The sequence below is a fragment of the Streptomyces sp. SLBN-118 genome, from assembly GCF_006715635.1.
Taxonomy (GTDB): domain Bacteria; phylum Actinomycetota; class Actinomycetes; order Streptomycetales; family Streptomycetaceae; genus Streptomyces.
Window position 1 is genome coordinate 1,473,083 of sequence record NZ_VFNP01000002.1, and the last position, 24,197, is coordinate 1,497,279.

22 protein-coding genes are annotated in these 24,197 nt (G+C 70.5%); 4 read left to right on the forward strand and 18 right to left on the reverse strand.

The annotated features are described in order from the left end of the window. Positions 1-499: 499 nt before the first annotated feature. Positions 500-1,297: a hypothetical protein gene (locus FBY35_RS25330; protein ID WP_142216286.1), complete on the forward strand. Its 798-nt coding sequence runs from the start codon at positions 500-502 to the stop codon at positions 1,295-1,297. Positions 1,298-1,481: 184 nt separating this feature from the next. Then, positions 1,482-1,775 (forward strand): hypothetical protein, encoded by a 294-nt coding sequence (locus tag FBY35_RS25335; RefSeq protein WP_142216287.1) that lies wholly within the window; start codon positions 1,482-1,484, stop codon positions 1,773-1,775. Positions 1,776-1,871: 96 nt separating this feature from the next. On the opposite strand, the gene der is transcribed toward FBY35_RS25335, so the two are convergent. The 5 genes from der to aroH form a co-directional block, all read right to left on the reverse strand. Next, positions 1,872-3,320, reverse strand: coding sequence for a ribosome biogenesis GTPase Der (gene der, locus FBY35_RS25340; RefSeq protein WP_142216288.1), 1,449 nt, complete (start codon positions 3,318-3,320; stop codon positions 1,872-1,874). A gap of 54 nt (positions 3,321-3,374) precedes the next feature. Continuing rightward, complete coding sequence (locus FBY35_RS25345; protein ID WP_186357065.1) at positions 3,375-4,091, reverse strand: 1-acyl-sn-glycerol-3-phosphate acyltransferase; 717 nt, start codon at positions 4,089-4,091, stop codon at positions 3,375-3,377. Continuing rightward, positions 4,049-4,732 (reverse strand): (d)CMP kinase, encoded by a 684-nt coding sequence (gene cmk, locus FBY35_RS25350; protein WP_142216289.1) that lies wholly within the window; start codon positions 4,730-4,732, stop codon positions 4,049-4,051. The genes FBY35_RS25345 and cmk overlap by 43 nt, the downstream gene beginning before the upstream one ends. A gap of 163 nt (positions 4,733-4,895) precedes the next feature. Then, complete coding sequence (locus FBY35_RS25355; RefSeq protein ID WP_142216290.1) at positions 4,896-5,981, reverse strand: prephenate dehydrogenase; 1,086 nt, start codon at positions 5,979-5,981, stop codon at positions 4,896-4,898. Next, positions 5,978-6,340, reverse strand: coding sequence for a chorismate mutase (gene aroH, locus FBY35_RS25360; protein WP_142216291.1), 363 nt, complete (start codon positions 6,338-6,340; stop codon positions 5,978-5,980). The genes FBY35_RS25355 and aroH overlap by 4 nt, the downstream gene beginning before the upstream one ends. A gap of 127 nt (positions 6,341-6,467) precedes the next feature. On the opposite strand from aroH, the gene FBY35_RS25365 reads away from it, so the two are divergent. After that, complete coding sequence (locus tag FBY35_RS25365; RefSeq protein ID WP_142216292.1) at positions 6,468-6,800, forward strand: DUF952 domain-containing protein; 333 nt, start codon at positions 6,468-6,470, stop codon at positions 6,798-6,800. A gap of 148 nt (positions 6,801-6,948) precedes the next feature. Here the strand turns inward: FBY35_RS25365 and FBY35_RS25370 are convergent, their stop codons facing one another. The 13 genes from FBY35_RS25370 to FBY35_RS25430 all read right to left on the reverse strand — a co-directional run bounded on the left by FBY35_RS25370 (position 6,949) and on the right by FBY35_RS25430 (position 21,907). Further along, positions 6,949-7,980 (reverse strand): ADP-ribosylglycohydrolase family protein, encoded by a 1,032-nt coding sequence (locus FBY35_RS25370; RefSeq protein ID WP_142216293.1) that lies wholly within the window; start codon positions 7,978-7,980, stop codon positions 6,949-6,951. After that, positions 7,977-8,699: an NUDIX hydrolase gene (locus tag FBY35_RS25375; protein WP_142216294.1), complete on the reverse strand. Its 723-nt coding sequence runs from the start codon at positions 8,697-8,699 to the stop codon at positions 7,977-7,979. Before FBY35_RS25375 ends, FBY35_RS25370 begins: the two co-directional genes overlap by 4 nt. Before the next feature lie 10 nt (positions 8,700-8,709). Further along, the gene (locus FBY35_RS25380; RefSeq protein WP_142216295.1) at positions 8,710-9,828 is read right to left on the reverse strand and encodes an AAA family ATPase; all 1,119 of its coding nucleotides are present in this window, start codon (positions 9,826-9,828) and stop codon (positions 8,710-8,712) included. Further along, positions 9,825-10,478: a nicotinamide riboside transporter PnuC gene (gene pnuC, locus FBY35_RS25385; RefSeq protein ID WP_142216296.1), complete on the reverse strand. Its 654-nt coding sequence runs from the start codon at positions 10,476-10,478 to the stop codon at positions 9,825-9,827. Before pnuC ends, FBY35_RS25380 begins: the two co-directional genes overlap by 4 nt. Before the next feature lie 124 nt (positions 10,479-10,602). After that, positions 10,603-11,703: a pseudouridine synthase gene (locus FBY35_RS25390; RefSeq protein ID WP_142216297.1), complete on the reverse strand. Its 1,101-nt coding sequence runs from the start codon at positions 11,701-11,703 to the stop codon at positions 10,603-10,605. Next, complete coding sequence (gene scpB, locus FBY35_RS25395) at positions 11,703-12,269, reverse strand: SMC-Scp complex subunit ScpB (RefSeq protein WP_360881515.1); 567 nt, start codon at positions 12,267-12,269, stop codon at positions 11,703-11,705. The genes FBY35_RS25390 and scpB overlap by 1 nt, the downstream gene beginning before the upstream one ends. A gap of 32 nt (positions 12,270-12,301) precedes the next feature. Beyond that, positions 12,302-13,885, reverse strand: coding sequence for a ScpA family protein (locus tag FBY35_RS25400; RefSeq protein ID WP_186357066.1), 1,584 nt, complete (start codon positions 13,883-13,885; stop codon positions 12,302-12,304). 49 nt (positions 13,886-13,934) lie between these two features. Beyond that, positions 13,935-14,516, reverse strand: a complete 582-nt coding sequence (locus tag FBY35_RS25405; RefSeq protein WP_399208842.1) for a hypothetical protein — start codon at positions 14,514-14,516, stop codon at positions 13,935-13,937. Then, a complete protein-coding gene (locus FBY35_RS25410) occupies positions 14,501-15,655 on the reverse strand; it encodes a ParA family protein (protein ID WP_142216299.1) in 1,155 nt (384 codons plus the stop codon). Before FBY35_RS25410 ends, FBY35_RS25405 begins: the two co-directional genes overlap by 16 nt. 379 nt (positions 15,656-16,034) lie before the next feature. Next, entirely contained in the window at positions 16,035-17,150 is a 1,116-nt protein-coding gene (gene ald, locus FBY35_RS25415) for an alanine dehydrogenase (protein ID WP_142218158.1), read from the reverse strand. Between the two features lie 144 nt (positions 17,151-17,294). After that, positions 17,295-19,340: a tetratricopeptide repeat protein gene (locus FBY35_RS25420; protein ID WP_142216300.1), complete on the reverse strand. Its 2,046-nt coding sequence runs from the start codon at positions 19,338-19,340 to the stop codon at positions 17,295-17,297. 176 nt (positions 19,341-19,516) lie between these two features. Beyond that, positions 19,517-20,143 carry an NUDIX hydrolase gene (locus FBY35_RS25425; protein ID WP_142216301.1) on the reverse strand — a complete coding sequence of 209 codons (627 nt, stop codon included), beginning with the start codon at positions 20,141-20,143 and terminating at the stop codon, positions 19,517-19,519. 114 nt (positions 20,144-20,257) lie between these two features. Further along, on the reverse strand, positions 20,258-21,907 hold the full coding sequence (locus tag FBY35_RS25430; RefSeq protein ID WP_142216302.1) for a CTP synthase: 1,650 nt from the start codon (positions 21,905-21,907) through the stop codon (positions 20,258-20,260). Between the two features lie 468 nt (positions 21,908-22,375). On the opposite strand from FBY35_RS25430, the gene FBY35_RS25435 reads away from it, so the two are divergent. Continuing rightward, complete coding sequence (locus FBY35_RS25435) at positions 22,376-24,178, forward strand: glycoside hydrolase family 15 protein (RefSeq protein WP_186357151.1); 1,803 nt, start codon at positions 22,376-22,378, stop codon at positions 24,176-24,178. Positions 24,179-24,197: the final 19 nt, after the last annotated feature.

Consider the following 24,197-nt stretch of genomic DNA (forward strand, 5'->3'; position numbering starts at 1 on the left):
TCCCTCAAGGCGGTGCGGTCCTCGGCGCATCCGGCGCCTGTGTCCGCTCCACCCAGCCCGCCTGAGGTGGTGGTGCCTGGCGCTGTCGTGTTCCGCACTGGCTGTGCGGCCGGGCGGGCTGTCCCGGGCGGTGCTCTCTGCACACGGCGGAGGAATCTAGGCAGGGCAGCACTCCGGTATCAACCAATCCCCTGTCATTCCAGGCCAGTTGCCCGTTACCTGAAGTAGCGGCGAAATCAGGCCACCCACTTGATTCGCTGATTTCATGATTTGTCGACCTGTCCACGAGCCGATCTGTGAGCCGCTTCACGGCCCCAACTTGCGTATACACAGAAGCTGTTGACGATGAGTAGTCGATTCCGCCCGCTGTCTCACCGCTTGTGTCGGATGGTTCGATTCCATTCCTCTCCGTGCGTGACTCCGGCCACAGATCGCCCGTTGAGTTCTTTATGAGCCGGGACCCGCCCGGCACACATCGATCAAGTCCGAGGAGCCACCCGTGCCGCGCATGCTCGACGTCAGCCAGGACGTCCGCGCCGAGATCGGCGACGAAGAAGCCGACCGGTTGCTCGTCGGCGACAACGCCCCGGGAAGCTACGACTGCACCTCCTGCCGCACCCCCGGCGACTGCGAGCAGGAACGCACGAGCACCGTCCTGTTCGTCGGCGAGGAGACCGCCGTTCTCGCCTTCGCCCACGCCACCTGCATCCCCTCGCAGGTCGTCCAGGTCGCCGAGGACCAGCTGCAGGGCGCCGTTCGCTCCATCACCGGCGAAGAACCGCCGCACCCCGGCGCCTCGCGGCACGCCGGGGGTCCGGAGCAGGCCGTGCTCGGGATCACCAGCGGTCTCGTACTGATCGAGGGGGAACTGCACCCCGCACTGGTCGTCGAACCGACCGCTCCCATCGCCCGCCCCGGCACGACCGGCACCGGCCGGGACGACTTCCTTCCGCTGCTCATCGAGCAGGGCTTCGTGCCGATCTCCGAGGTCAGCCAGCGGCCCACGACCCAGCTGCACGGCTGGTCCGTCCTGGTCGCCATGGGCCAGCTGCACGCCGTGCTCCAGCCCGGCACCGGCGGGGGCAGCCCGGTCGCCTGGTGGCAGGCCCATCAGCCGCTCCAGGTCACCGACGGCTGGCGGGCGGCCGCCAACAAGTCGCACACGGTGCTGGTGTTCGCGGCCCCGGTCGGCTCGATCGGCCAGCAGCCGCGCGAGGACCTGCTGCGCGACGCGCTGGAGAGGGCCGCGGCGGGTGGCCGTCTGGTGGCCGCGACGATGCCGCTCGCGGGCACCTGACCGGCGTTTGACGGGAGCATGAGGACCCGGGGGTGCGGAAGCGTACCCCGGCGCACGATTGCGCGTCCCCCGGAAGAAATGCAGCCCCGCACAGCCCGCATCCGTCCGACGGCAGGGTCGTTGCAGGTACGTGCACTCCTCATACGACGCCTCCCACCAGCCGTATCAGAGTCAGATCCCCTCCATGCGCCCCGCGCACGAGGCGACGGCAGGCCAGTCGCCCACGCCGATCTACGACGCGCTGTACTCCGAGTACCGCAGGGCGTTCAAGGCACTGCCGGGCGACCGGAGCGGGGAGGAGGATCTCGACTTCAGGGCCTTCGGCACCGGACTGCACAGCAGTCATGGCGGAAGCGGCAGCCATCAGAGCCACCCCGTGCACCTTCCGGGCAGTTGGCAGCCCTACCCCGGTATCCGTCAGCACTACGGCACGCATGTGCCGGCCGCGCTGCCGCCGGGCCCCCGCCGGGGGACGTGACGGACACGGACTGCACGAAGGCGCTGCCCCGGACCGCTGAACGGTCCGGGGCAGCGCCTTCGTTCGTGTCACATCTCGTACGTCACTTCGTACGCGTCACTTCTTGCGGCCGCGCTTCTCGCGCACCCGCACCGAGATGTGGATCGGGGTGCCGTCGAAGCCGAACTCCTCGCGCAGCCGGCGCTCGACGAAGCGCCGGTAGCCGTGCTCCAGGAAGCCCGAGGCGAAGAGCACGAACCGCGGCGGCTTGGTGCCCGCCTGCGTGCCGAAGAGGATGCGGGGCTGCTTGCCGCCGCGGATCGGGTGCGGGTGGGAGGCGACGATCTCGCCGAGGAAGGCGTTCAGCCGGCCCGTCGGGATACGCGTCTCCCAGCCCGCGATCGCGGTCTCGATCGCCGGGACCAGCTTCTCCATGTGGCGGCCGGTGACGGCCGAGACATTGACCCGGGGCGCCCAGGAGACCTGCGCGAGCTCGGTCTCGATCTCCCGCTCCAGGTAGTAGCGGCGCTCCTCGTCGAGGGTGTCCCACTTGTTGTAGGCGATGACCATCGCGCGGCCCGCCTCGACGGCCATCGTGATGATCCGCTGGTCCTGGACGCTGATGGACTCACTGGCGTCGATCAGGACGACGGCGACCTCCGCCTTCTCGACGGCGGCGGCGGTGCGCAGCGAGGCATAGTAGTCCGCGCCTTCCTGGAGGTGGACCCGGCGGCGGATACCGGCCGTGTCGATGAACTTCCAGGTGATGCCGCCGAGTTGGATGAGCTCGTCGACCGGGTCGCGCGTCGTCCCCGCGATTTCGTTGACGACGACGCGGTCCTCGCCTGCGACCTTGTTCAGGAGGGAGGACTTGCCGACGTTCGGGCGGCCGATCAGGGCGATACGGCGCGGGCCGCCGACGGCATTGCCGAAGGTCTGAGCCGGGGCCTCGGGCAGCGCCTCCAGGACGGCGTCGAGCATGTCTCCCGTACCGCGCCCGTGGAGCGAGGAGACGGGGTGCGGCTGGCCGAGGCCCAGCGACCACAGGGCGGTGGCGTCCGCCTCGCCGCTGGGTCCGTCGACCTTGTTGGCGCAGAGCACGACGGGCTTTCCGGCTCGGCGCAGCAGCTTGACGACGGCCTCGTCGGTGTCGGTCGCGCCGACCGTGGAGTCGACGACGAAGACGACCGCGTCGGCCGCATCGATGGCGTACTCGGCCTGGGCGGCGACGGAGGCGTCGATGCCGAGGACGTCCTGCTCCCAGCCACCGGTGTCGACGACCTTGAAGCGGCGGCCCGCCCACTCGGCCTCGTAGGTGACCCGGTCGCGGGTGACGCCGGGCTTGTCCTCGACGACGGCCTCACGGCGGCCGATGATGCGGTTCACCAAGGTCGACTTGCCGACATTGGGGCGGCCGACGACGGCGAGGACGGGCAGCGGGCCGTGACCGGCCTCCTCGATGGCGCCTTCGACATCCTCGATGTCGAAGCCCTCTTCCGCGGCGAGCTCCATGAACTCCGCGTACTCGGCGTCGCCGAGTGCTCCGTGGTCGTGCTGGTCGTTCATGAAGTACATACCTCGTTACGTTGCATCATCGATGGACCGCTGGGGGGCGATCCACTACTCAAGTCTTACCCAGCGCCCGGTGAGACGCTTGGCGTTTTCCAGGTGGGCGGTCAGCCGCCCCTGGATGCGCACGGTCGCCTCGTCCAGCGCCTTGCGCGTGCGGCGGCCGCTGCCGTCGCCCGCCGCGAAGGCATCGCCGAAGACGATGTCGACCCGGCTGCGCAACGGTGGCAGTGCCCGTATCAGCCGTCCGCCGCGCTCGGTGCTTCCCAGCACCGCGACCGGAACGATCGGGGCGCCGGAGCGAAGGGCGAAATAGGCGAGCCCCGCGCGCAGCGAGGCGAAGTCTCCATCGCCCCGGGTGCCCTCGGGGAATATCCCGAGGACGCCGCCGCCCTCCAGCACGCCCAGCGCATTGGTGATGGCGGTGCGGTCGGCGCTCGTACGGTCCACCTTCAGCTGACCGATTCCCAGCAGGAACGGGTCCAGGAGGCCGACGAACGCCTCTTTCTTGATCAGGAAGTGCACCGGCCGGGGCGCGGTGCCCATCAGCATCGGCCCGTCGATCATGTGCGAGTGGTTCACGGCGAGGATCACGGGACCGGTCGCCGGGACCCGCCACGCGCCGAGCACGCGCGGCCGCCACAGCCCGTACATGAGCCCGATGCCGATACCACGCCCGACTGCCGCGCCCCTCTCGGACGGTACGCCCTCCCCGGACGATTCGGTCACCGCGCGGCCCGCTTCTCCTCGACAAGGGTGACGACGCACTCGATGACCTGCTGCAGGGTCAGGTCGGTGGTGTCCACCTCGACCGCGTCGTCCGCCTTGGCGAGCGGGGAGGTCTTACGGCTGGAGTCGGCCGTGTCCCGTTTGATCAGGGCTTCCCTGGTGGCCGCGACGTCGGAGCCCTTGAGCTCCCCGCTGCGGCGGGCGGCGCGGGCCTCGGGCGAGGCGGTCAGGAAGATCTTCAGGTCCGCGTCGGGCAGGACGGTGGTGCCGATGTCGCGCCCCTCGACGACAATGCCCTTCTCGGCCGCCGCGGCGATGGAACGCTGGAGCTCGGTGATCCGGGCCCGCACCTCGGGCACGGCACTGACCGCGCTCACCTTGGCGGTCACGTCCTGGGTACGGATGGGCCCCGAGGCGTCCTCACCGTCCACCGTGATGGCGGGCGCGGCCGGGTCGGTGCCGGAGACGATGACGGGCTTGCCGGCGGCGGTCGCGATCGCCGTGGGGTCCTGGGTGTCGACGCCGTTGCTGATCATCCACCAGGTGATCGCCCGGTACTGGGCGCCGGTGTCCAGGTAGCTGAGCCCGAGGGCGGCGGCGACAGCCTTGGAGGTGCTCGACTTGCCCGTGCCGGAGGGGCCGTCAATGGCGACGATCACGGATTCCACGGTGTCGGACACCTTCCTGGTACGCGGAGAGGGCAGGCGGAATTGCCGGTGGGCCCTGAACAAGGTTACCGAGTACTTGGGCCCGCCTTTACACACGTACGGCGCAGCGAGCGCGACCGGGTCCGGCAACGGCTGCTGCCGGACCGGCCGGCCGCGTGCCCGGTCCCCGACGCGGCTACTGCCGGATCGACCAGCCCCGTTCCCGCAGGGCGGTCGTCAGGACCTTCGCCGCCGCCGGTTCCACCATCAGTTGCACCAGGCCCGCCTGCTGGCCCGTCGCGTGTTCGATGCGGACGTCCTCGATGTTCACGCCCGCCCGGCCCGCTTCCGCGAAGATCCGGGCCAGTTCGCCGGGCTGGTCGCTGATCAGGACCGCCACGATCTCGTACGACGTCGGGGCCTGGCCGTGCTTGCCCGGGACCCGGACGCGGCCGGCGTTGCCACGGCGCAGCACGTCCTCGATGCCCTCGGCGCCGCCCAGGCGCTTGGACTCGTCCGAGGACTGCAGGGCCCGCAGCGCCTGGACCGTCTCGTCCAGGTCGGCCGCCACCCCGGCGAGTACGTCGGCCACCGGGCCCGGGTTCGCGGAGAGGATCTCGACCCACATGCGGGGGTCGGACGCCGCGATCCGGGTCACATCGCGGATGCCCTGGCCACAGAGCCGTACCGCCGTGTCGTCCGCGTCCTCGAGCCGCGCCGCGACCATCGAGGAGATCAGCTGCGGGGTATGCGAGACGAGGGCGACCGCCCGGTCGTGGGCGTCGGCGTCCATGACCACGGGGACGGCGCGACACAGCGCGACCAGTTCGAGCGCGAGGTTGAGGACCTCGGTGTCCGTGTCGCGGGTGGGCGTGAGGACCCAGGGGCGGCCCTCGAAGAGGTCCGCGGTCGCGGCGAGCGGACCGGATCGTTCCTTGCCCGACATCGGATGCGTACCGATGTACGCGCTGAGATCGAGGCCCAGGGCCTCCAGCTCACGGCGCGGGCCGCCCTTGACGCTCGCCACGTCGAGGTAGCCGCGCGCGACCCCGGCGCGCATCGCTTCGGCGAGCGCGGTGGCGACATGCGCCGGCGGTACGGCGACGATCGCGAGGTCGACCCGGCCCTCCGGCGGATCATCGGTCCCCGCGCCGAGCGCGGCCGCGGTACGGGCCCGCTCCGGGTCGTGGTCCATGAGGTGGACGGTGACCCCGCGCCCCGCCAGGGCCTGGGCCGCCGAGGTGCCGATCAGGCCGGTTCCGATGACGACGGCGGTTCTCACTGGGCGATGTCCTTGCGCAGGGCGGCCGCGGCACCGAGGTAGACGTGCGCGATCTCCGATTTGGGCAGGTCGGACTCGACATGCGCGAGTATCCGTACGACACGGGGCATGGCCCCGACGATGTCCAGCTCCTGTGCACAGATCAGCGGCACGTCGACGATGCCCAGCTTGCGTGCGGCTGCCGCCGGGAAGTCGCTGTGCAGATCGGGCGTGGCCGTGAACCAGACGCTGATCAGGTCGTCCGCGACGAGTCCGTTCCGCTCGAGCACGGCGGTGAGCAGATCGCTGACCTGCTCGTCCATGTGTCCGGCGTCGTCCCGTTCCAGCTGGACGGCTCCACGGACCGCTCGTACCGCCACGTCGTGCTCCTTACTGTGCGAGTGCTTCATTCAGCCTAGTCAGGCGCGGCGGGACACGGCCGCGGCGACCGCCCTCCGAGACGAGGCACCCGGCGTCTTCGGGCGGCCGTGCGCTACAACTGACGGCATGCTCTTTCACGTCGTGCCCGTGGACGAATGGACGGCGGACATGGACCGTCCGTACGCCCCTGCCTCGCTCGCCGCCGAAGGCTTCGTGCACTGCTCGCCCGACGGGCCCGCCGCCCTCGCCATCGCCGACGGCCCCTACCGCGACGTGCCCAACCTGCTGGTCCTGCAGATCGACGAGGCACAGCTGAGCGCCGAGGTCCGCTGGGAGGGTTCCGAGGACATGCTCTTCCCGCATGTGTACGGGCCGATCGAGCGGGGGGCCGTCACCGCCGTGTTCACCGTCTGCCGGGACGCGGACGGGCACGCACGGGAGCTCACGCCCTGGGCGTGAGGGAGCGAACAGCTGGACGCGGCGCAGGCTGAACGGCACGGACGGCACCCGGCTCCCCGCTCGCCCCGTCGTCCGCGCAGGGCGTCAGCCCGGTGAGGCCACGTCAGCCCCGCACGGGCAGCGCACTCGGCCTGCCGCAACTTGTGCGTCATGCATCCCACAGCGCCCCCAGCGACATCAGATCGCTCCGGTACTCGATCCGCTCCGACCACTCCTTGGGCCACGCCCCTGCCCCCAGGTGCGCCCCCGCGAACGCCCCCGCGAGGGCGGCGATGGAGTCCGAGTCGCCTCTCGTGCACGCCGCCCGGCGCAGCGCCATGACCGGCTGTTCCGGGAAGAGCAGGAAGCACAGCAAGGCCGTGGCCAACGCCTCCTCCGCGATCCAGCCGTCTCCCGTCGCCAGGCACGGGTCCGTCTCCGGGTTCGCCGTGCGCACCGCGGTCCCGAGTCGTTCCAGGATCTGCAGGCACTCGTCCCAGCCGCGGGCGATGAACGCCTCGGGTGTGGGGTCGTGGGAGTAGGTCCACAGGTTGCCGAGCCACTGGTGGTAGTAGTGGCCGCGCATCTCGTACGCGTACGAGCGCAGCTGGCCCACGAGCCCCATAGGCTCCGCACCTTGGGCGAGCAGGAACACGGCCCGGGCCGTGAGGTCACTGGCCGCCAGTGCCGTGGGGTGGCCGTGGGTGAGTGCGGACTGCAACTGCGCAGCCCCCGCCCGCTGTTCCTCGCTCAGGCCGGGTACGAGTCCCACCGGCGCGACCCGCATGTTCGCGCCGCAGCCCTTGGAGCCGATCTGGCTGGCCTCCTGCCAGGGGCGGTCGCTGTCGAGCTTCTGGCAGGCGACCATGCAGGTGCGGCCGGGCGCCCGGTTGTTCTCCGGGGAGTGGTACCAGTCGACGAACTCCTCGCGCACCGGCGGGATCAGCCGGGGCGCCACAAGCAGCCCGCGGTCCATCGCGGTGCGGATGCCGCGCGCCAGGGCGAGCGTCATCTGAGTGTCGTCCGAGACGATCGCGGGCCTGACCAGCTCCATCTCCCGCCACGGCCCGCACTTGGCGAGGATCTGCGGCACATCGTTGAACTCGGTGGGGAAGCCCAGCGCGTCCCCGAGCGCGAGCCCGATCAGCGAGCCGGTGGCCGCTTGCTTGGTAACGGTCCTTGTGGTCCTGATGGCGGTCATGCCTGCCGTCCTTCCGGTCGCAGGAGTGGTGGGTGCAGTGCCGATGCGGCACCCGCCCGGTACAGTGCGGCCGGTTTCCCGCGGCCGCCGGTGCGGCGCGGCGGGCCCTCGACCTGCTCGACGAAGCCGGGCGTGGTGAGGACTTTCCGCCGGAAGTTGGGTCGGTCGAGTTCGACGCCCCATACCGTCTCGTACACCTGCTGGAGCTCGCCGAGCGTGAACTCGCGCGGGCAGAAGCTGGTGGCGAGGCAGGTGTATTCGAGCTTGGCGCCGATGCGTTCGTGCGCGTCGGCGAGGATGCGGTCGTGGTCGAAGGCGAGGCTGCAGGCGCCCGGCAGGTCCACCCACTGGGCGTGTGCGGCGTCTCCGCCGCCGCGCGGCTCGGGCAGGTCCGGTACGAGCGCGGTGTACGCGACGGACACGACCCGCATCCGGGGATCGCGGTCGGGGTCGCTGTAGGTCCGAAGCTGTTCCAGGTGGAGGCCGGCGACGGTCTCGTGCGACAGGCTGGTCTCCTCGGCCAGTTCGCGCCGGGCGGCGGCTCCCGCCGACTCCCTGACGCGTACGAAGCCGCCGGGGAGCGCCCAGGCGCCCTTGTACGGGTCCTCTCCACGCTTGACGAGCAGGACGTGCAGCCGTGACTCGCGGACCGTGAAGACGGCGAGGTCGACGGTGACCGCGAAGGGCGGGAAGGCGCCCGGGTCGTAGCCCTCCATCATCAGCTCCTCGTCATCGCTTCTCCGTGGGGGTCCCCCCACGCCCGCGGGGCGTAGGGGGAGGGTCGGCGAGGTCCCAGCCCTCGTCGATCAGTGCGTCAACGGCGGCGACCGCGGTGGCCAGGCGTTCCTCGTGCGGTCCGGTCAGTGTGATGAACCTGCGTCCGGTGCGGGTGAGTTCGTCCCGGAAGCGCGCCGTCATCCAGGGCCGCAGCTCCTCGCCGTCGCGCAGCCCGTCGTCCTCGAAGTCCACGCCCTCGTGGTCGGTGAGCAGCCAGAGGTGGTGGGTGACCCGGTCGGCGATCTCCTCGACGAGGGGATTGCGCCCGCCGACGTACCGCTCGTGCCAGACGGCGGTCGCGAACGAGTCGGTGTCGCAGAAGAGCACGGGCGAGCTGTTGCGGGCGAGCCGGTTCTCCCTGCGGTTCTGCCGCCTGGCGATCACCGGGAACTCCTCGGACGTGAACTCCACGTCCTCCCATTGGCTTTCGGGCCACTTGTCACGCAGAGCGGCCAGCTTCTCCTCGCTGTAGTCGCGGCCGCACTCGGGCACCCACCGCGTACTCGCCCATACTCCGCCGCGCCGCCGGTAGTGCTCTGCGAGCGCCCGAGCCATGGTGGTGGTGCCGGTGGACTCGGCGCCCAGCACGACGACCCGGCGGGTGAGCCAGGCCCGTACCGGCCGCTCCAGGTAGTCCCAGCAGCCGACCGGGTCCTTGCGGACGGCGGTCCCGGAGACCGGGAAGAGCGAGCGCTCCGCGTCGACGCAGACATGCTCGGCACCGAAGCGCCGGGCGAGTTCGTCCCCGTACGGCTCCGAGGTGAAGACGGCGTCCACGGCGTCGCCCCGGTCCGGAACGGCCTCCTTGAAGATCGCCATGTGGGCGTCCCAGACTGCCGGATCGGTGAGGTCCACGGGAATGTCGTCGACGGCCCCGACGACCCACACGTCCTGGTGGATCTCCTCCATCCAGCGGACGCGTTCGCGCAGCGGGATCGACTCCACCGAGGCGGCGCAGACAAGGACGGTCAGCCGCTCGCAGCGGTCCTTGGCCGTGCGTACGAGGTGGTGGTGTCCCGCGTGGGGCGGATAGAACTTGCCGAGCACCAGCCCGTGCCGGTAGCGCTTCATGCCCGTACCACCGCCAAGTCCCGTTGCCCCGCGGCCACATCGCGCGACCAGTCACGCAGCCCGATGACGCAGAGGGTCAGGAAGCCGGCGTACAGCAGTGAGGTGAGGTAGAGCTCCTTGTACGCGTACAGCGGGATGTAGACCACGTCGGCCGCGATCCACAGCCACCAGGACTCGAGGCGCTTGCGGCACTGCCCGTACGTCGCCATCAGTGACAGGGCAGTGGTGAGCGCGTCCCAGAACGGGACGCCCGAGTCCGTGGCCCGGTCGAGAAGGAGCGTCAGACCGAGGGTCCCCACCACCCCCGCCGCGAGCAGCCAGGTCCACTCGGTGCGGCTGGTGCGCCGTACCGGGAGGCCGTCGGGACCTGGTCCACCCCCGTGGGTCCAGGTCCACCAGCCGTACACGGCGAGGGTGATGAAGACGACTTGCAGGCCCGCGTCGGCGTACAGGCCGGCCTGGGTGAACAGCAGAACGAAGAAGAGGTTGTTGGCGATGCCGATCGGCCAGTTGACGATGTGCTGGCGGGCGACGAGCCAGACGCAGAGCGCGCCGCTGCCGAAGCCGAGGACCTCGGTCCAGCTCACCGGGGTGTCGAGCACGGTGAACAGCGGCTGCTGCAGGGGTTCGAGGATGTCCGCGAGACTCACACCCGCCTCCTTTATAGTCAGGTTGACTATAAAGCTCAACCCGCCCGCCCCACAAGACGCGAGAAGCCCGCGGCCTGAGATGGCCGCGGGCTTCGTGCGAGAACTGGTGCCAGAACTGCTGTGGCTACAGGCCGACTTCCTTCATCAGCATGCCGACCTCGGTGTTGGTCAGGCGGCGCAGCCAGCCGGACTTCTGGTCGCCCAGGCCGATCGGCCCGAAGGCCGTCCGTACCAGCCGGTCGACCGGGAAACCCGCCTCGGCGAGCATGCGGCGGACGATGTGCTTTCGGCCCTCGTGGAGCGTGACCTCGACCAGGTAGTTCTTGCCGGTGTTCTCGACGACCCGGAAGTGGTCCGCGCGGGCGTAGCCGTCCTCGAGCGGGATGCCGTCCTTGAGCCGCTTGCCCAGCTCGCGCGGGAGCGGACCCTGGATGGCGGCGAGGTAGGTCTTCTTCACGCCGTACTTGGGGTGGGTCAGCCGGTGAGCCAGCTCGCCGTGGTTGGTGAGCAGGATGATGCCCTCGGTCTCGGTGTCGAGCCGGCCGACGTGGAAGAGACGCGTCTCACGGTTGGTGACGTAGTCACCCAGGCACTGGCGGCCGTCCGGGTCCTCCATCGTCGACACCACACCGGCGGGCTTGTTCAGCGCGAAGAAGAGGTGCGACTGGGTGGCGACGGTCAGTCCGTCGACCTTGATCTCGTCCTTGTCGGGGTCCACACGCATGCCCTGCTCGACGACGATCTTGCCGTTGACCTCGACGCGGGCCTGGTCGATCAGCTCCTCGCAGGCGCGGCGCGAGCCCATGCCGGCGCGGGCGAGCACCTTCTGCAGCCGCTCGCCCTCCTGCTCGGCGCCCGGGAAGGTCTTCGGCGTCTTCACCTGCGGCTTGTCGGCGTACCTGTCACGGTTGCGCTGCTCGATCTTGGCGTCGAGCTCGCGGGGGCGGGACGGGGCGCTGCCGCGCCGGGTGCCCTGGGGCTTCTGCGCGGGCTTCGGGCCGCCCTTCGCACCGCCGCGCGCGGCCGCGCCACGGCCCTTGCGGGGGCCGCTCTCCTCGGCGGAACCGCCCACGTCGTAGCGGCGCTCCTCGGGCCGGGGGCGGCGGGGGCGCTGCCCCTGCTTGTCGTCGCGCCCCTTGGCGCCTGCGCCCCGGGAGTCCCGGTTCCCGCCTGCGCCCCGGGAGTCCCGGTTGCCGCTTCCGCTGTTCCTGCCGCTGCTTCGCATCAAAATTCCGTCTTGTCGTCTGCGTCGGTGTCCGGTGCGTCCGGATCGAACGACGGCACACCCTCTTGTGTCTCGGCCTCGATCGCTTCCGCCTCGGGGAGGAAGGGCGCGAGCTCCGGGAGCTCGTCCAGGCCTCGCAGGCCCATCCGCTCCAGAAAGTAGTTCGTCGTCCTGTACAGGATCGCACCTGTTTCAGGTTCCGCGCCCGCCTCCTCGACCAGACCGCGCTGAAGGAGGGTGCGCATGACGCCGTCGCAGTTCACGCCGCGTACGGCCGAGACGCGAGAACGGCTGACCGGCTGGCGGTACGCGACGACCGCGAGGGTCTCGAGAGCGGCCTGGGTGAGCCGGGCCTGCTGCCCGTCGAGAACGAAGCGCTCTACGGCGTCGGCGTGCTCGGCGCGTGAGTAGAACCGCCAGCCGCCGGCGACGAGCCGCAGCTCGAATCCCCGGCCCTGGACGGTGTACTCGTCCGCCAACTCGCGCAGGGCGTCGGCGACGGCCCGGCGCGGCTGCTCCAGCACCTTGGCAAGGTGCTCCTCGGTGGCCGGCTCGTCGACGACCATGAGGACCGCTTCGAGCGCGGGCTTGAGATCACTCACGCGTTCTCGTCCTCCTCCTGGTTCTCGCGAACCTCAGAATCGAATTCGTCGGTCACGATGGGCTGATCGGCACCCTCGCCACCGGTCCAGCGCACCATGAGCTCCCCGAGGGCGGTCTCCTGCTCCAGGACGACGGCCTTCTCGCGGTAGAGCTCGAGCAGGGCGAGGAAGCGGGCGACGACGGTGAGGGTGTCGGGAGCATCCGCGGCGAGGTCCCGGAAGCTCACCTGCCCGGCTTCCCGCAGCCGTGCGACGACCACCTCGGCCTGCTCGCGCACGGACACCAGGGGGGCGTGGATGTGGTCCACGTACACCTGCGGCTTGGGCCGGGGCTGCATGGCCTTGACCGCGAGTCCGGCGAAGCCGTCGGCGCCGATGCTGATGACGACCTCGGGCAGCAGCTCGGCGTGATGGGGTTCGAGTCCGACGGTACGCGGATACCGCCTGCTCTCGTCCTCCAGGCGCCCGCTGAAGATCTCGGCGATCTGCTTGTACGCGCGGTATTGCAACAGCCGGGCGAAGAGCAGGTCACGCGCTTCGAGCAGCGCGAGATCGGCCTCGTCCTCCACCTCGGCGGCGGGGAGCAGCCGGGCGGCCTTGAGATCGAGCAGGGTGGCGGCGACGACGAGGAACTCGGTGGTCTGATCGAGGTCCCAGTCGTTGCCCATGGCCCGGATGTGCGCCATGAACTCGTCGGTGACCTTGGACAGGGCGACCTCGGTCACGTCCATCTTGTGCTTGGAGATGAGCTGCAACAGCAGATCGAAGGGCCCCTCGAAGTTGGCGAGCCGCACGGTGAACCGCCCGTCGTCGACGGGGGCGGCGGGGGCGGCGGGCGCACCGGCAGCCGCGTCACCGGGGCCCTCTCCGTCCCCGGCCTGCGGGGCGTTGTCGCCGCCGGCGGCTCCGGGATCCCCGGCCGCAAGCTCGGCCTCGGCCGGCGGACCGGCATCCGCGGGCTCGCCATCGCCCCGGAGCGGCCGACTGAGCTCCGCTGTTGCCGCGCCGACGTCCTCCGACCGCCCGGACGGACGGGCATCCGCGGCGTCGCGCCCGTCTGGCGCCGCCTCGGCGAGACCGCCATTGCCACGAAGCCCGAGACCGGACCCGATGGAAGCCTCGGCCCAGCGCCGGGACTCAACCAAAGCCTCCGGCCCGGCCACGTCCGCCTCGGCGAGACCGCCATTGCCGCGAAGCCCGAGACCGGCCCCGGCTGGCACCCCGGCGCCGCCGGAGCGAGAGGACTCTGCGCCGGCCACGTCCGGCTCCGGCTCGGCCGGACGACCGGCGTCCGCGGGCTCTTCGCCGCGAAGCGGGCGACCGGGCCCGGCAGGGGCCTCCCCGGGCGAACGAACCTCCGCGGGCTCGCCCGCGGCCGGTTCCGGCACGGCGGTGTCGGTGTCGGTGTCGCCGCGAAGCGGGCGACGGGGGGCCGGGGGCTCGCCCCCGGTTTCGGGATGGGGCGGGGTGGGGGAAAACCCCTCCTCGCCCACCGCCGGACGCCCGCCCCGGCCCGTGCCCGGGCCGCGGCCCAGCGAGCGGCGGGGCGGCGGCGGGGCGGAGTCGTCGGTCGTGGGCATCGTGGTCCAGGGGGCAAAAGGAGCAGGCAGGGCAGCGCGCAGGCTACCGTCAGCGCCCGCGCAGGCGTCGTACGAGAATGCTCGCGTCGCCGCGCTGCTCAAGATCCGCCAGCACCACGGCCACCGCCTCGCGGACGATACGCCCACGGTCGACGGCCAGCCCGTGCTCGCCGCGCAGCACCAGCCGCGCGTGTTCGAGGTCCATCAGTTCCTCGGCCGAGACATAGACCGTGATCTTCTCGTCGTGCCGCTCGCGCCCGCTGGGGCGGCGGTTCGCACCACGGCCGCCGCCCCGGCGGCGCGCCTGCCCGGCCGGAGCGGTGGCGGGCGAAGCCTCCTGCGGGCGCCGCTTGGCCCCGCCGGGGGGCTCGGCCTCCGCCGTCCGGCTGCGCCCTTGCGCCCCGGAGTCGGCCTCAGCCGCGGAGTGCTCCTGAGAGGAGGCGGAGGCGGGAGCGGTGGCCGGTGAGGACGGCTCGGCCGCTCCGTCCGCGATCGGATCGCTCTCCCCCGCCGGCGCCGGCACCCTCGCCTCGCCGTTGGCCTGCCTGCGCGGGGACGAGGACTGGAGCGCCATGCCCCCGGTCGTACGGAACAGCTCGTCGGCCCCGGGCAGACTCACTCGGCGTGACACCGGGCGAGCACCTCCCTGGCGAGCTGACGGTACGCGGCGGCGCCCACGGAGTTCGATGCGTACGTGGTGATGGGCTCACCGGCGACGGTCGTCTCGGGGAAGCGCACTGTCCGGCCGATCACCGTGTGGTAGACGTGATCGTCGAAAGCCTCGACGACCCGCGCCAGGACCTCGCGGCTGTGCACCGTACGGGAGTCGTACATCGTGGCGAGGATGCCGTCGAGCTCCAGGTCGGGGTTGAGCCGCTCCTGGACCTTCTCGATCGTCTCGGTCAGCAGAGCCACACCACGCAGCGCGAAGAACTCGCACTCCAGCGGCACGATCACCTTGTGCGCCGCGGTCAGCGCGTTCACCGTGAGCAGACCGAGCGAGGGCTGACAGTCGATCACGATGTAGTCGTAGTCGTTCATCAGCGGCTTCAGCGCACGCTGGAGCGTCGACTCGCGCGCGACCTCGCTCACCAACTGCACTTCGGCGGCGGAAAGATCGATATTGCTCGGCAGCAGGTCCATATTGGGGACCGCGGTCTTCAGCAGCACCTCGTCCGCCGACATGCCCCGCTCCATGAGCAGGTTGTAGACGGTGAGATCCAGCTCCATCGGGTTGACGCCGAGGCCGACCGACAGGGCTCCCTGCGGGTCGAAGTCGACGAGCAGCACACGCCGTCCGTACTCAGCGAGCGCGGCGCCCAGGTTGATGGTCGACGTCGTCTTGCCGACGCCGCCCTTCTGGTTGCACATCGCGATGATCTTCGCCGGGCCGTGATCGGTCAGCGGGCCCGGGATCGGGAAGTACGGCAGCGGCCGCCCGGTGGGGCCGATCCGCTCGCGGCGCTGACGCGCGGCGTCAGGGGCGAGGGTGGCGGCGTACTCGGGATCGGGCTCGTACTCGGCGTCGGGGTCGTAGAAGTGCCCCTCGGGGACTTCCTCGTAGGCGGCGAAGTGGGTGGACTCTCGGCCACTCTCGTTGCCGGCCATGGCGTTCACGTGTTGGCCGTCCATCATCTTCATCGTGTGGGCTGTCGTCATGTGCGTCGGGTGCGTCGTGTGCTGATGCGTCTCGAAGGTTCGGACAGCGACGGAGCCGACAGCCTCGAGCCCGGGCTCCTCTGTTGACGGGACCCGGCCCCTCGCAGGCATCCCCGGTTGACCACCCCCGGGAGTAAATGTCGACTCATTCACAAGTCGTCTTACCTCCTTGGATGTGACCAGGACTTTATCGATAGGTCAGCGTGGCACCATGCCGACGGTTTGCGACTCTATGGCGTGTCACCGGTCCGCAGCAACACAATCCACCGGACCCGGCCCGATGTGTCGGCAACCGAACACGCTTCTGTCAAGGGCGCTCGGGGGGCACGGCGCGAGGCGGCCGTCAGGCCTCGTTGGTGCGCGAAACGGGTAAAGGGCTACGTTCGAGGCGAGTTGAACGAGTGTCGCAAAGTGGTCGTATACACGTCCGGCCGGACCTTGCTCGGCAAGGTCCGGCCGTTGGCCTGATGTTGACGGCACGCGTTGACTCTCAGCCGAGAAGAGCACTCAGTTCGACGCTCTGCAGGCCGTGGGCCTCGGCGACCGGGCCGTAAACGACCTGGCCGTCATGGGTGTTGAGACCCTTGGCGAGCGCGGCGTCGCGGCGCAGCGCCTCGACCCAGCCACGGTTGGCGAGCTCCACGATGTAGGGAAGCGTCGCGTTGGTGAGCGCGTACGTGGACGTGTTCGGCACCGCGCCCGGCATGTTGGCGACGCAGTAGAAGACCGAGTTGTGGACCTTGAAGGTCGGCTCGGCGTGGGTGGTCGGACGCGAGTCCTCGAAGCAGCCACCCTGGTCGATTGCAATGTCGACAAGTACACTTCCGGGCTTCATCTTGGCGACGAGCTCGTTGGTGACCAGCTTCGGCGCCTTGGCACCCGGGATGAGAACCGCACCGATGACGAGGTCGGCCTCGACGACGGCCTTCTCGAGCTCGAAGGCGTTGGAGACGATCGTCTTGACCTTGGTGCCGAAGACCTTGTCGGCCTCGCGCAGCTTGTTGATGTCACGGTCGAGCAGGGTCACGTGGAAGCCCATGCCGACGGCGATCTGCGTGGCGTTCCATCCGGAGACACCGCCACCGATGACGACGGCCTCGCCGGCCGACGTGCCCGGGACGCCGCCCGGCAGGACGCCGCGGCCACCGGCCGAACGCATCAGGTGGTACGCGCCGACCTGCGGGGCCAGCCGGCCCGCGACCTCGGACATCGGAGCGAGCAGCGGCAGGGCGCGGTTCGCGGTCTCGACCGTCTCGTACGCGATGGCGGTGGTGCCGGACTCCAGCAGGGCGTCCGTGCACTCGCGGGAGGCGGCGAGGTGCAGGTAGGTGAAGAGCGTCTGGTCCTTGCGGAGACGGTGGTACTCCTCGGCGATGGGCTCCTTGACCTTCAGCAGCAGGTCGGCGGTGGCCCAGACCTCGTCGGCGGTGGGCAGGATCTGCGCACCGGCGGCGACGAACTCGTCATCCGTGATCGAGGAGCCGACACCGGCGTCCTGCTCGATGACGACCTGGTGGCCGTGGCGCACCAGCTCGTTCACACCGGCGGGGGTGATGGCCACCCGGAACTCGTTGTTCTTGACCTCGCGGGGGATGCCGACCTTCACGTCGATCACGGTCCTTGGCTCAGGGGATAGATGGAGGCAATGCCATACATACCCGGATACGCGCGGCGCACCGGCAGACACCACGAGGGCACGTGGTGGAGCCAGTCTAATGAAGGATTTCCGACTGTCTAGCCTTACAAAGCATCAATCTTTAGTCGAAGCACTGCGGATTTCGTAGGCGGAACCTTCCTCTCCCAGCAGTCTTTCCGCAGTCCCGCGGTGCAGCCGAGCCGCCGTCGGGTCGCCCAGCCGGTCGAGGGTGTCGGCCAGCCTGAGCTGCAGCGCTGCCCGCAGCCGGACGTCCCCGGCCTGCCGTGCCCACTCCACCGCCTCGCGGCAGGTGTGCAGGGATTCCTCCGGCCGGCCGGCGTATTCCTGTACGCGGGCGACCTCGCTCAACGCCCGCGCCTGGGACGGGAGATCGCCGAGCCTGCGGTATCCGGCCGCGGCGGCCCGCCAGCTGCGCAGCGCCTCGCCGTACCGGCCCGCATAGGTGTGTGCGGTGCCGAGCCTCCCGTAGAGCCTCGCCTCGTCCGCGCGCTCGCCGCGCGCCTGGCGGTGGGCGAGGGCCCTCCCGTACCAGTCGGCCGCCCGCTGCCAGTCCCCCAGCTCCTGGTGGGCAGCGCCTACGGATTCCATCGCGCGGCCGGTCGCGTACGGGTCATGTGCCGCCCGTCCGGCATCCAGAGCGGCCCGGTAGCGGGCCAGCGCCTCCTTGGTACGGCCGGTCTGCGCGTCCAGGTCGGCGAGATTGAGCAGGGCCGCGGCCTCTTCCCGGTGCAGCCCGCGGCGCTGGGCGACGGAGAGCACCAGCTGGTGCAGGCCGTAGAGCTCGGGCGCCGCCGCCTCGGTGCCGTGGTGTGCGGCCAGTGCCCGGACCAGGGCGGCGACCAGCCGTCGCGCCAGGGTGTCGAGATCTCCGTCCTCGACCGCCATGCGCGCCGAGGCCAGCAGCGCGGGCCGTCGCAGGCGCAGCCAGTCCACGGCGGCGGGCGCTCCGGCGAAGCGCAGCGCGCGCGGCAGCCCGGCCAGCTTCCTGGCCGCCGGGGAACCGTCCGGCTCGATGACGGCACGGCAGGCCTGAAGCTGTCGTACGGTCCGCTCCAGCATCCGGGCCCGGGCCAGCTGCACCTCGGAGGGCCGGTCCTGCGCCTCCATCAGCGTGCGCAGCAGCGGCGCGAGAGCACCCGGCACCTCGTACTGAACGTCCCCCGCCGTCGACGACGGCCCGGAGCCACCGTGGAGAAATCCCAGGGCCGCGAGGTCGTGCAGCGTCGACCGAGCGGCCTGGACCGAACAGCCGACCAGTGCGGACGCGGTGTGGGCATCGGCCATGCCGCCGGGCGCGAGGGCCAGAAGTCGCAGCATCGTGGCGGCCGACGGCGGCAGGGATTCGTAGACGAGCCGGAAGGCACGGGCGAGCGGCCGGGCGCTCGTGGGCTGCTCCCCCGCGTCCGGCAGACCTCGCAGCCGTTTGGCCACGTCGGCGACCGATGCCCGCGGCCGGGCGGCCAGCCAGCCGCCGATCAGGACCAGGGCGGCGGGCAGCCCGCCGCACTCCTCGGCGATGGACTCGGCGGCCTGCGGATCCACCGTGATCCGCACCGAGCCGGTGAAGGTGCCGAGCAGCTCGATCGCGGACTTGGCGTCCATGCCGCCGAGGGTGCACGGACGTACGTCGGGAATGCCGGTGAGCGGGCCCTCGGCCACGGCGACGACCAGGCAGTCGGAGTTGTCGGGCAGCAGCGGGTCGACCTGCTCGGCGTTCCCGGCGTCATCGAGGAGCAGCAGCATGCGGCGTACGGCGAGCGCCTCGCGGACCATCTCGGTCAGCTCGTCCTCGTCCGCGCCGGGCGGCGCCGCGATGGAGAGGGAGTCGAGCAGTGCGCGGGCCGCCCGTTCCATCGGGACCCGCCGTCCGCCCGGCTCGGTCAGCCGGGTGCGCAGCACCCCGTCGGGGTAGTCGTCCGCGAGCCTGCGCGCCAGTTCCTCGGCGAGTGCGGTGCGGCCCGATCCCGGCCGTCCGGCGATCAGGAGCACCCGCGCGCGCGGAGCCTTGCGGCCGGCGATGGTGTCCAGTCCGGCCCGCTCGATGTCGGCCCGCAGGGCCTTCAACTCCCGCTGGCGACCGAAGAACTGGTTTCCGGACGCACCGGCCCGGCCGCCCACGTCCACCGCCTGATCCGTCACGGGCCACGCTCCCGTCCAGTCCGCGCACGAGCCGAGCCCGCAGGGACTCCACACGGGCGTTCCGAGCGTAGTTCACGCTCTGCTACGAACCGTGCGGAGCATGGCGGGGGCATCGCCCGATCGGATCAGCAGATCGTCGGACCGGAGTGGGTCCCGGAGCCGGTTCCGGCGTGGGTTCAGGCCTCGAAGGGGCGGGCAGGCCAGGGAGCCTCGGCCGGGCGCAGCGCGCTGACGCCCTCGCCGCCCAGCACGGCGGTCAGCGCGAGGACGCCCACGACCAGGCAGTTGTTGTGCAGCTCACCCGCGAGTACACCGCGCACGAGCTCCTGGAGCGGAACCCGCGCGAGCTCCATGTCGGCCTCCTCCTCGGAGACCTCGAAGCGCTCCCCCTCCGCCTCCGACAGATCGCGGGCGAGGAAGATCCGTACCGCTTCGTCGCAGCCGCCCGGCGTGGTGTAGACATCGGTCAGCACCCGCCAGTCCTCGGCCTTGACGTGCGCCTCCTCGTACAGCTCGCGCTGTGCGGCGTGCAGCGGGTTCTCCCCTGGCACGTCCAGGAGCCCGGCCGGGATCTCCCAGAGCTTGTGGCGCACGGGGTGGCGGTACTGGCGCAGCACGAGAACGCGGCCCGCTTCGTCGAGGGCGAGCACCGCCACCGAGCCGGGGTGGACCTGGTAGTCGCGCCGTGCCACCGTGCCGTCGGGCATGACCACGTCGTCGGTGCGGACACTGGTCTTGTTGCCCCGGAAGGGCGTCGCGGTCGCGACGACCTGCCACTGCTGGGGCGTGTCCTTGATGGTCATGAAAACGTCCTCCCGCCACATACATACAGAGCCGGGGCACGCGCCCGCGGGATCCTGTGGGGGATGCCCCCAGGCCCCGAGGCCCGTACCCCGGTCAACCGTATCGCCTGTGCGCTACTTGGCCGTCTTGCGCTCGACGGCGGCCTTGACCAGGCCGGCGAAGAGGGGGTGGGGGCGGGTCGGGCGTGAGCGCAGTTCGGGGTGGGCCTGGGTGGCGACCAGGTAGGGGTGCACCTCGCGCGGGTACTCGACGTATTCGACGAGCTTGTTGTCGGGGGACGTGCCCGAGAAGAGGATGCCCGCCTTCTTCTCCAGCTCCGTGCGGTAGGCGTTGTTCACCTCGTAGCGGTGGCGGTGGCGCTCCTCGACGTAGGGCTGGTCGCCGTAGACCTCGCGGACGATCGAGCCCTCGGCGAGCTTCGCCGGGTACAGACCGAGGCGCATCGTTCCGCCGAGGTCGCCCGCACCCTCCACATACGCCAGCTGCTCCTCCATGGTGGAGATCACCGGGTGGGCGGTGGCGGCATCGAACTCGGTGGAGTTGGCCTCGGGGATCTCGGCCAGGTTGCGCGCGGCCTCGATCACGATGCACTGCAGGCCCAGGCACAGGCCGAGCAGCGGGATCCTGTTCTCGCGGGCGTAGGTGATCGCGCCCACCTTCCCGTTCACACCACGGTCGCCGAAGCCGCCGGGGATGAGGATCGCGTCGACGTCACCGAGCTGCCTGGCGGCGCCGGCCGGGGTCTTGCAGTCGTCGGAGGTGACCCACTTGACCGTGACACGGGCCCTGTTGGCGAAACCGCCGGCGCGCAGCGCCTCGGTCACCGAGAGATAGGCGTCGGGGAGGTCGATGTACTTGCCGACCAGCGCGACCGTGACCTCGTGGTCGGGGTTGTGCACCCGGTCCAGCAGGTCGTCCCAGACGGTCCAGTCGACATCGCGGAACGGCAGGTCCAGCTTGCGTACGACATAGGCGTCCAGGCCCTCGGTGTGCAGCACCTTGGGGATGTCGTAGATCGACTTGGCGTCGATCGCCGCGACCACGGCCGCCTCGTCCACGTCACACATCAGCGAGATCTTGCGCTTGATCGCGACCGGCACATCGCGGTCCGCTCGCAGCACGATCGCGTCTGGCTGAATACCGATGTTCCGCAGGGCGGCGACGGAGTGCTGGGTCGGCTTGGTCTTGAGCTCGCCGGACGGGCCGATGTAGGGCAGAAGCGAGATGTGCACCACGAAGACGTTGTCCCGGCCGACCTCGTGGCGTACCTGCCGCACGGTCTCCAGGAACGGCAGCGACTCGATGTCGCCCACCGTGCCGCCCACCTCGGTGATGACGACATCGACGTCGTCGGCGGCCATCCGCCGGATCCGGTGCTTGATCTCGTTGGTGATGTGCGGGATGACCTGGACGGTGTCGCCCAGGTACTCACCGCGCCGCTCCTTGGCGATGACCTGGGAGTAGACCTGCCCCGTGGTGACGTTGGCCGAGCCGTCGAGGTCGACGTCGAGGAACCGCTCGTAATGGCCGATGTCCAGGTCGGTCTCGGCGCCGTCGTTGGTGACGAACACCTCGCCGTGCTGGAAGGGGTTCATCGTGCCCGGGTCGACGTTCAGATACGGGTCGAGCTTCTGCATGGTGACCCGCAGGCCCCGCGCCTTGAGCAGCGCGCCCAGGCTGGAAGCCGTAAGGCCCTTGCCGAGGGAGGAGGCGACACCCCCGGTGACGAAGATGTGCTTGGTCGTCATGGATTTGGGCGGCATCGCCAAGAGGGGGCTCCCGTGGTCGCGAGGTGAGGTGCGAACCGGCATCCCTTCCGGTCGTCCGGGGGGGTGCCGTCGCTGCGGTTTCGGGGCCTCTGATGAGCACAGGACGGCCACCGGTCCACGGGGTACCAGGGTATCAGCGCCGACGGGAGACTGCTTCCGGCCACCCACTGCCACATGCGTACGCTGCTCACCAGGGACTCACCCTTGGCTCACTCGTTCGGCTGAGTTCCGTTGCCGAGACAGGCGCGCAGATCATTACTGTGCGTCGTATCCTGCTCGGACACTCGCTCGCCGAGCGATGCAGAGGGGCGCGCGACGCGCATCGAGCAGGGTGGTGGAGGGCGACGGGTGGGACGTCACATGACACCATCCTCCGTCGACCGGAACACCGCGCTCGTCGGCGACCCTTGACAGCAGTAAGCGCCCCGCGGGGCGGACGTGGCCGTTCGACTGGAGATGCACGTGGCCGGGCGCATCGAGGATTACGCACTCATCGGAGACATGCAGACCGCAGCGCTGGTCTGCAGGGACGGAACAGCGGACTGGCTGTGCCTGCCCCGCTTCGACTCGCACGCCATTTTCGCGGGCCTCCTCGGTACCGAGGAGCACGGCTTCTGGCGGCTCGGTCCCGCGCACTCCGCGGAGGCGGGGCCTCCGGCCGCCGACCGGCGCCGCTACCGCGGTGACTCGCTGATCCTCGAATCGGAATGGGACACGCCGCGCGGCACGGTCCGTGTGACGGACTTCATGCCGCCGCGTGACGGGGCGCCCCAGCTGATCCGGATCGTGGAGGGCGTGAGCGGGCGCGTGCCGATGCGCTCCGCTCTGCGCATGCGTTTCAGTTACGGGCGTGTGGTGCCCTGGGTCCACAAGGTCGACGGGCGCACGGTCGCCGTCGCCGGACCGGACTCGGTCTGGCTTGACACCTCCACGGAGACGTACGGCAAGAACCTCACCACGTACTCCGACTTCACCGTCGCCCCCGGCGAGCGGATCGCGTTCACGATCAGCTGGCAGCCCTCCCACCACCAGCCGCCCGCCCTGCCCGACCCGGAGGGCTCGCTGGAGGCGACCGAGGACTTCTGGCGGGAGTGGGTCGAGCACTGCACGTACCACGGGCCCTACCGCGAGGCCGTGGTCCGTTCGCTGATCACGCTGAAGGCGCTGACCTACGCGCCGACGGGCGGGATCGTGGCCGCGCCGACGACCTCGCTTCCGGAGGAGATCGGCGGCGTACGCAACTGGGACTACCGCTACACCTGGCTGCGCGACGCCGCGATCACCCTCTCCTCGCTGCTGCGCACCGGCTATCGCGAGGAAGCCCGCGCCTGGCGCGAGTGGCTGCTGCGTTCGGTCGCGGGAGACCCGGAGAACCTGCAGATCATGTACGGGATCGCAGGCGAACGGGAGCTTGGCGAGGCCGAGTTGGACTGGCTGCCCGGCTATGAGAACTCCGCTCCGGTACGGGTCGGCAATGGCGCGGCGCACCAGCTCCAGCTGGATGTGTACGGAGAGGTCACCGAGGCGCTGCATCTGGCGCACATGACCGGCCTGGCGCGCAACGACTACGCCTCGCTGCTCCAGCTCAAGCTGATCCGCTACCTGGAGAAGCACTGGGACCAGCCCGACGAGGGCATCTGGGAGGTGCGCGGGCCGCGCAGGCACTTCGTGCACTCGAAGGTGATGGCGTGGGTCGCCGTCGACCGGACGATCAAGCTGATCGAGTCCGGCGACGCGGACGGTCCCATCGACCGGTGGCGCGAGCTGCGTGACGACATCCACCGTGATGTCTGCGAGAAGGGCTACGACCGGGAGCGCAACACGTTCACGCAGTCGTACGGCTCCAAGGAGCTGGACGCCTCTCTGCTGCTGATTCCGCAGATGGGATTTCTGCCGCCCGACGACAAGCGCGTCATCGGCACGATCGAGGCGATCCAGCGGGAGCTGGGCACGGAGGACGGTTTTGTCCTGCGCTACCCGACTGCGGGCGAGGACGCCGGTGTGGACGGTCTGGAGGGCGACGAGGGCGCGTTCCTGGCCTGCTCGTTCTGGCTCGCGGACGACCTGGCGATGATCGGCCGGGTGGACGAGGCGCGGCGGCTCTTCGAGAAGCTGCTCTCGCTGCGCAACGACCTGGGGCTGCTGGCCGAGGAGTGGGACGCGAAGCTGCAGCGGCAGGTGGGGAACTTCCCGCAGGCGTTCAGCCATGTCCCCCTGATCGACACGGCGCTGCGGCTGACGGCCTCGGGCGCGTACGGAGGGTAGAGCGCGAGGAGCGCGGCAC

Excerpts from the sequence above, each read along its gene's own strand:
- FBY35_RS25335 (WP_142216287.1), top strand. The coding sequence starts at position 1,482 with ATGCGCCCCGCGCACGAGGCGACGGCAGGCCAGTCGCCCACGCCGATC.
- der (WP_142216288.1), bottom strand. The coding sequence starts at position 3,320 with ATGAACGACCAGCACGACCACGGAGCACTCGGCGACGCCGAGTACGCG.
- FBY35_RS25365 (WP_142216292.1), top strand. The coding sequence starts at position 6,468 with ATGCTCTTTCACGTCGTGCCCGTGGACGAATGGACGGCGGACATGGAC.
- FBY35_RS25370 (WP_142216293.1), bottom strand. The coding sequence starts at position 7,980 with ATGACCGCCATCAGGACCACAAGGACCGTTACCAAGCAAGCGGCCACC.
- FBY35_RS25375 (WP_142216294.1), bottom strand. The coding sequence starts at position 8,699 with ATGATGGAGGGCTACGACCCGGGCGCCTTCCCGCCCTTCGCGGTCACC.
- FBY35_RS25380 (WP_142216295.1), bottom strand. The coding sequence starts at position 9,828 with ATGAAGCGCTACCGGCACGGGCTGGTGCTCGGCAAGTTCTATCCGCCC.
- FBY35_RS25390 (WP_142216297.1), bottom strand. The coding sequence starts at position 11,703 with ATGCGAAGCAGCGGCAGGAACAGCGGAAGCGGCAACCGGGACTCCCGG.
- scpB (WP_360881515.1), bottom strand. The coding sequence starts at position 12,269 with ATGGTCGTCGACGAGCCGGCCACCGAGGAGCACCTTGCCAAGGTGCTG.
- FBY35_RS25400 (WP_186357066.1), bottom strand. The coding sequence starts at position 13,885 with ATGCCCACGACCGACGACTCCGCCCCGCCGCCGCCCCGCCGCTCGCTG.
- FBY35_RS25410 (WP_142216299.1), bottom strand. The coding sequence starts at position 15,655 with ATGCCTGCGAGGGGCCGGGTCCCGTCAACAGAGGAGCCCGGGCTCGAG.
- FBY35_RS25425 (WP_142216301.1), bottom strand. The coding sequence starts at position 20,143 with ATGACCATCAAGGACACGCCCCAGCAGTGGCAGGTCGTCGCGACCGCG.
- FBY35_RS25430 (WP_142216302.1), bottom strand. The coding sequence starts at position 21,907 with ATGCCGCCCAAATCCATGACGACCAAGCACATCTTCGTCACCGGGGGT.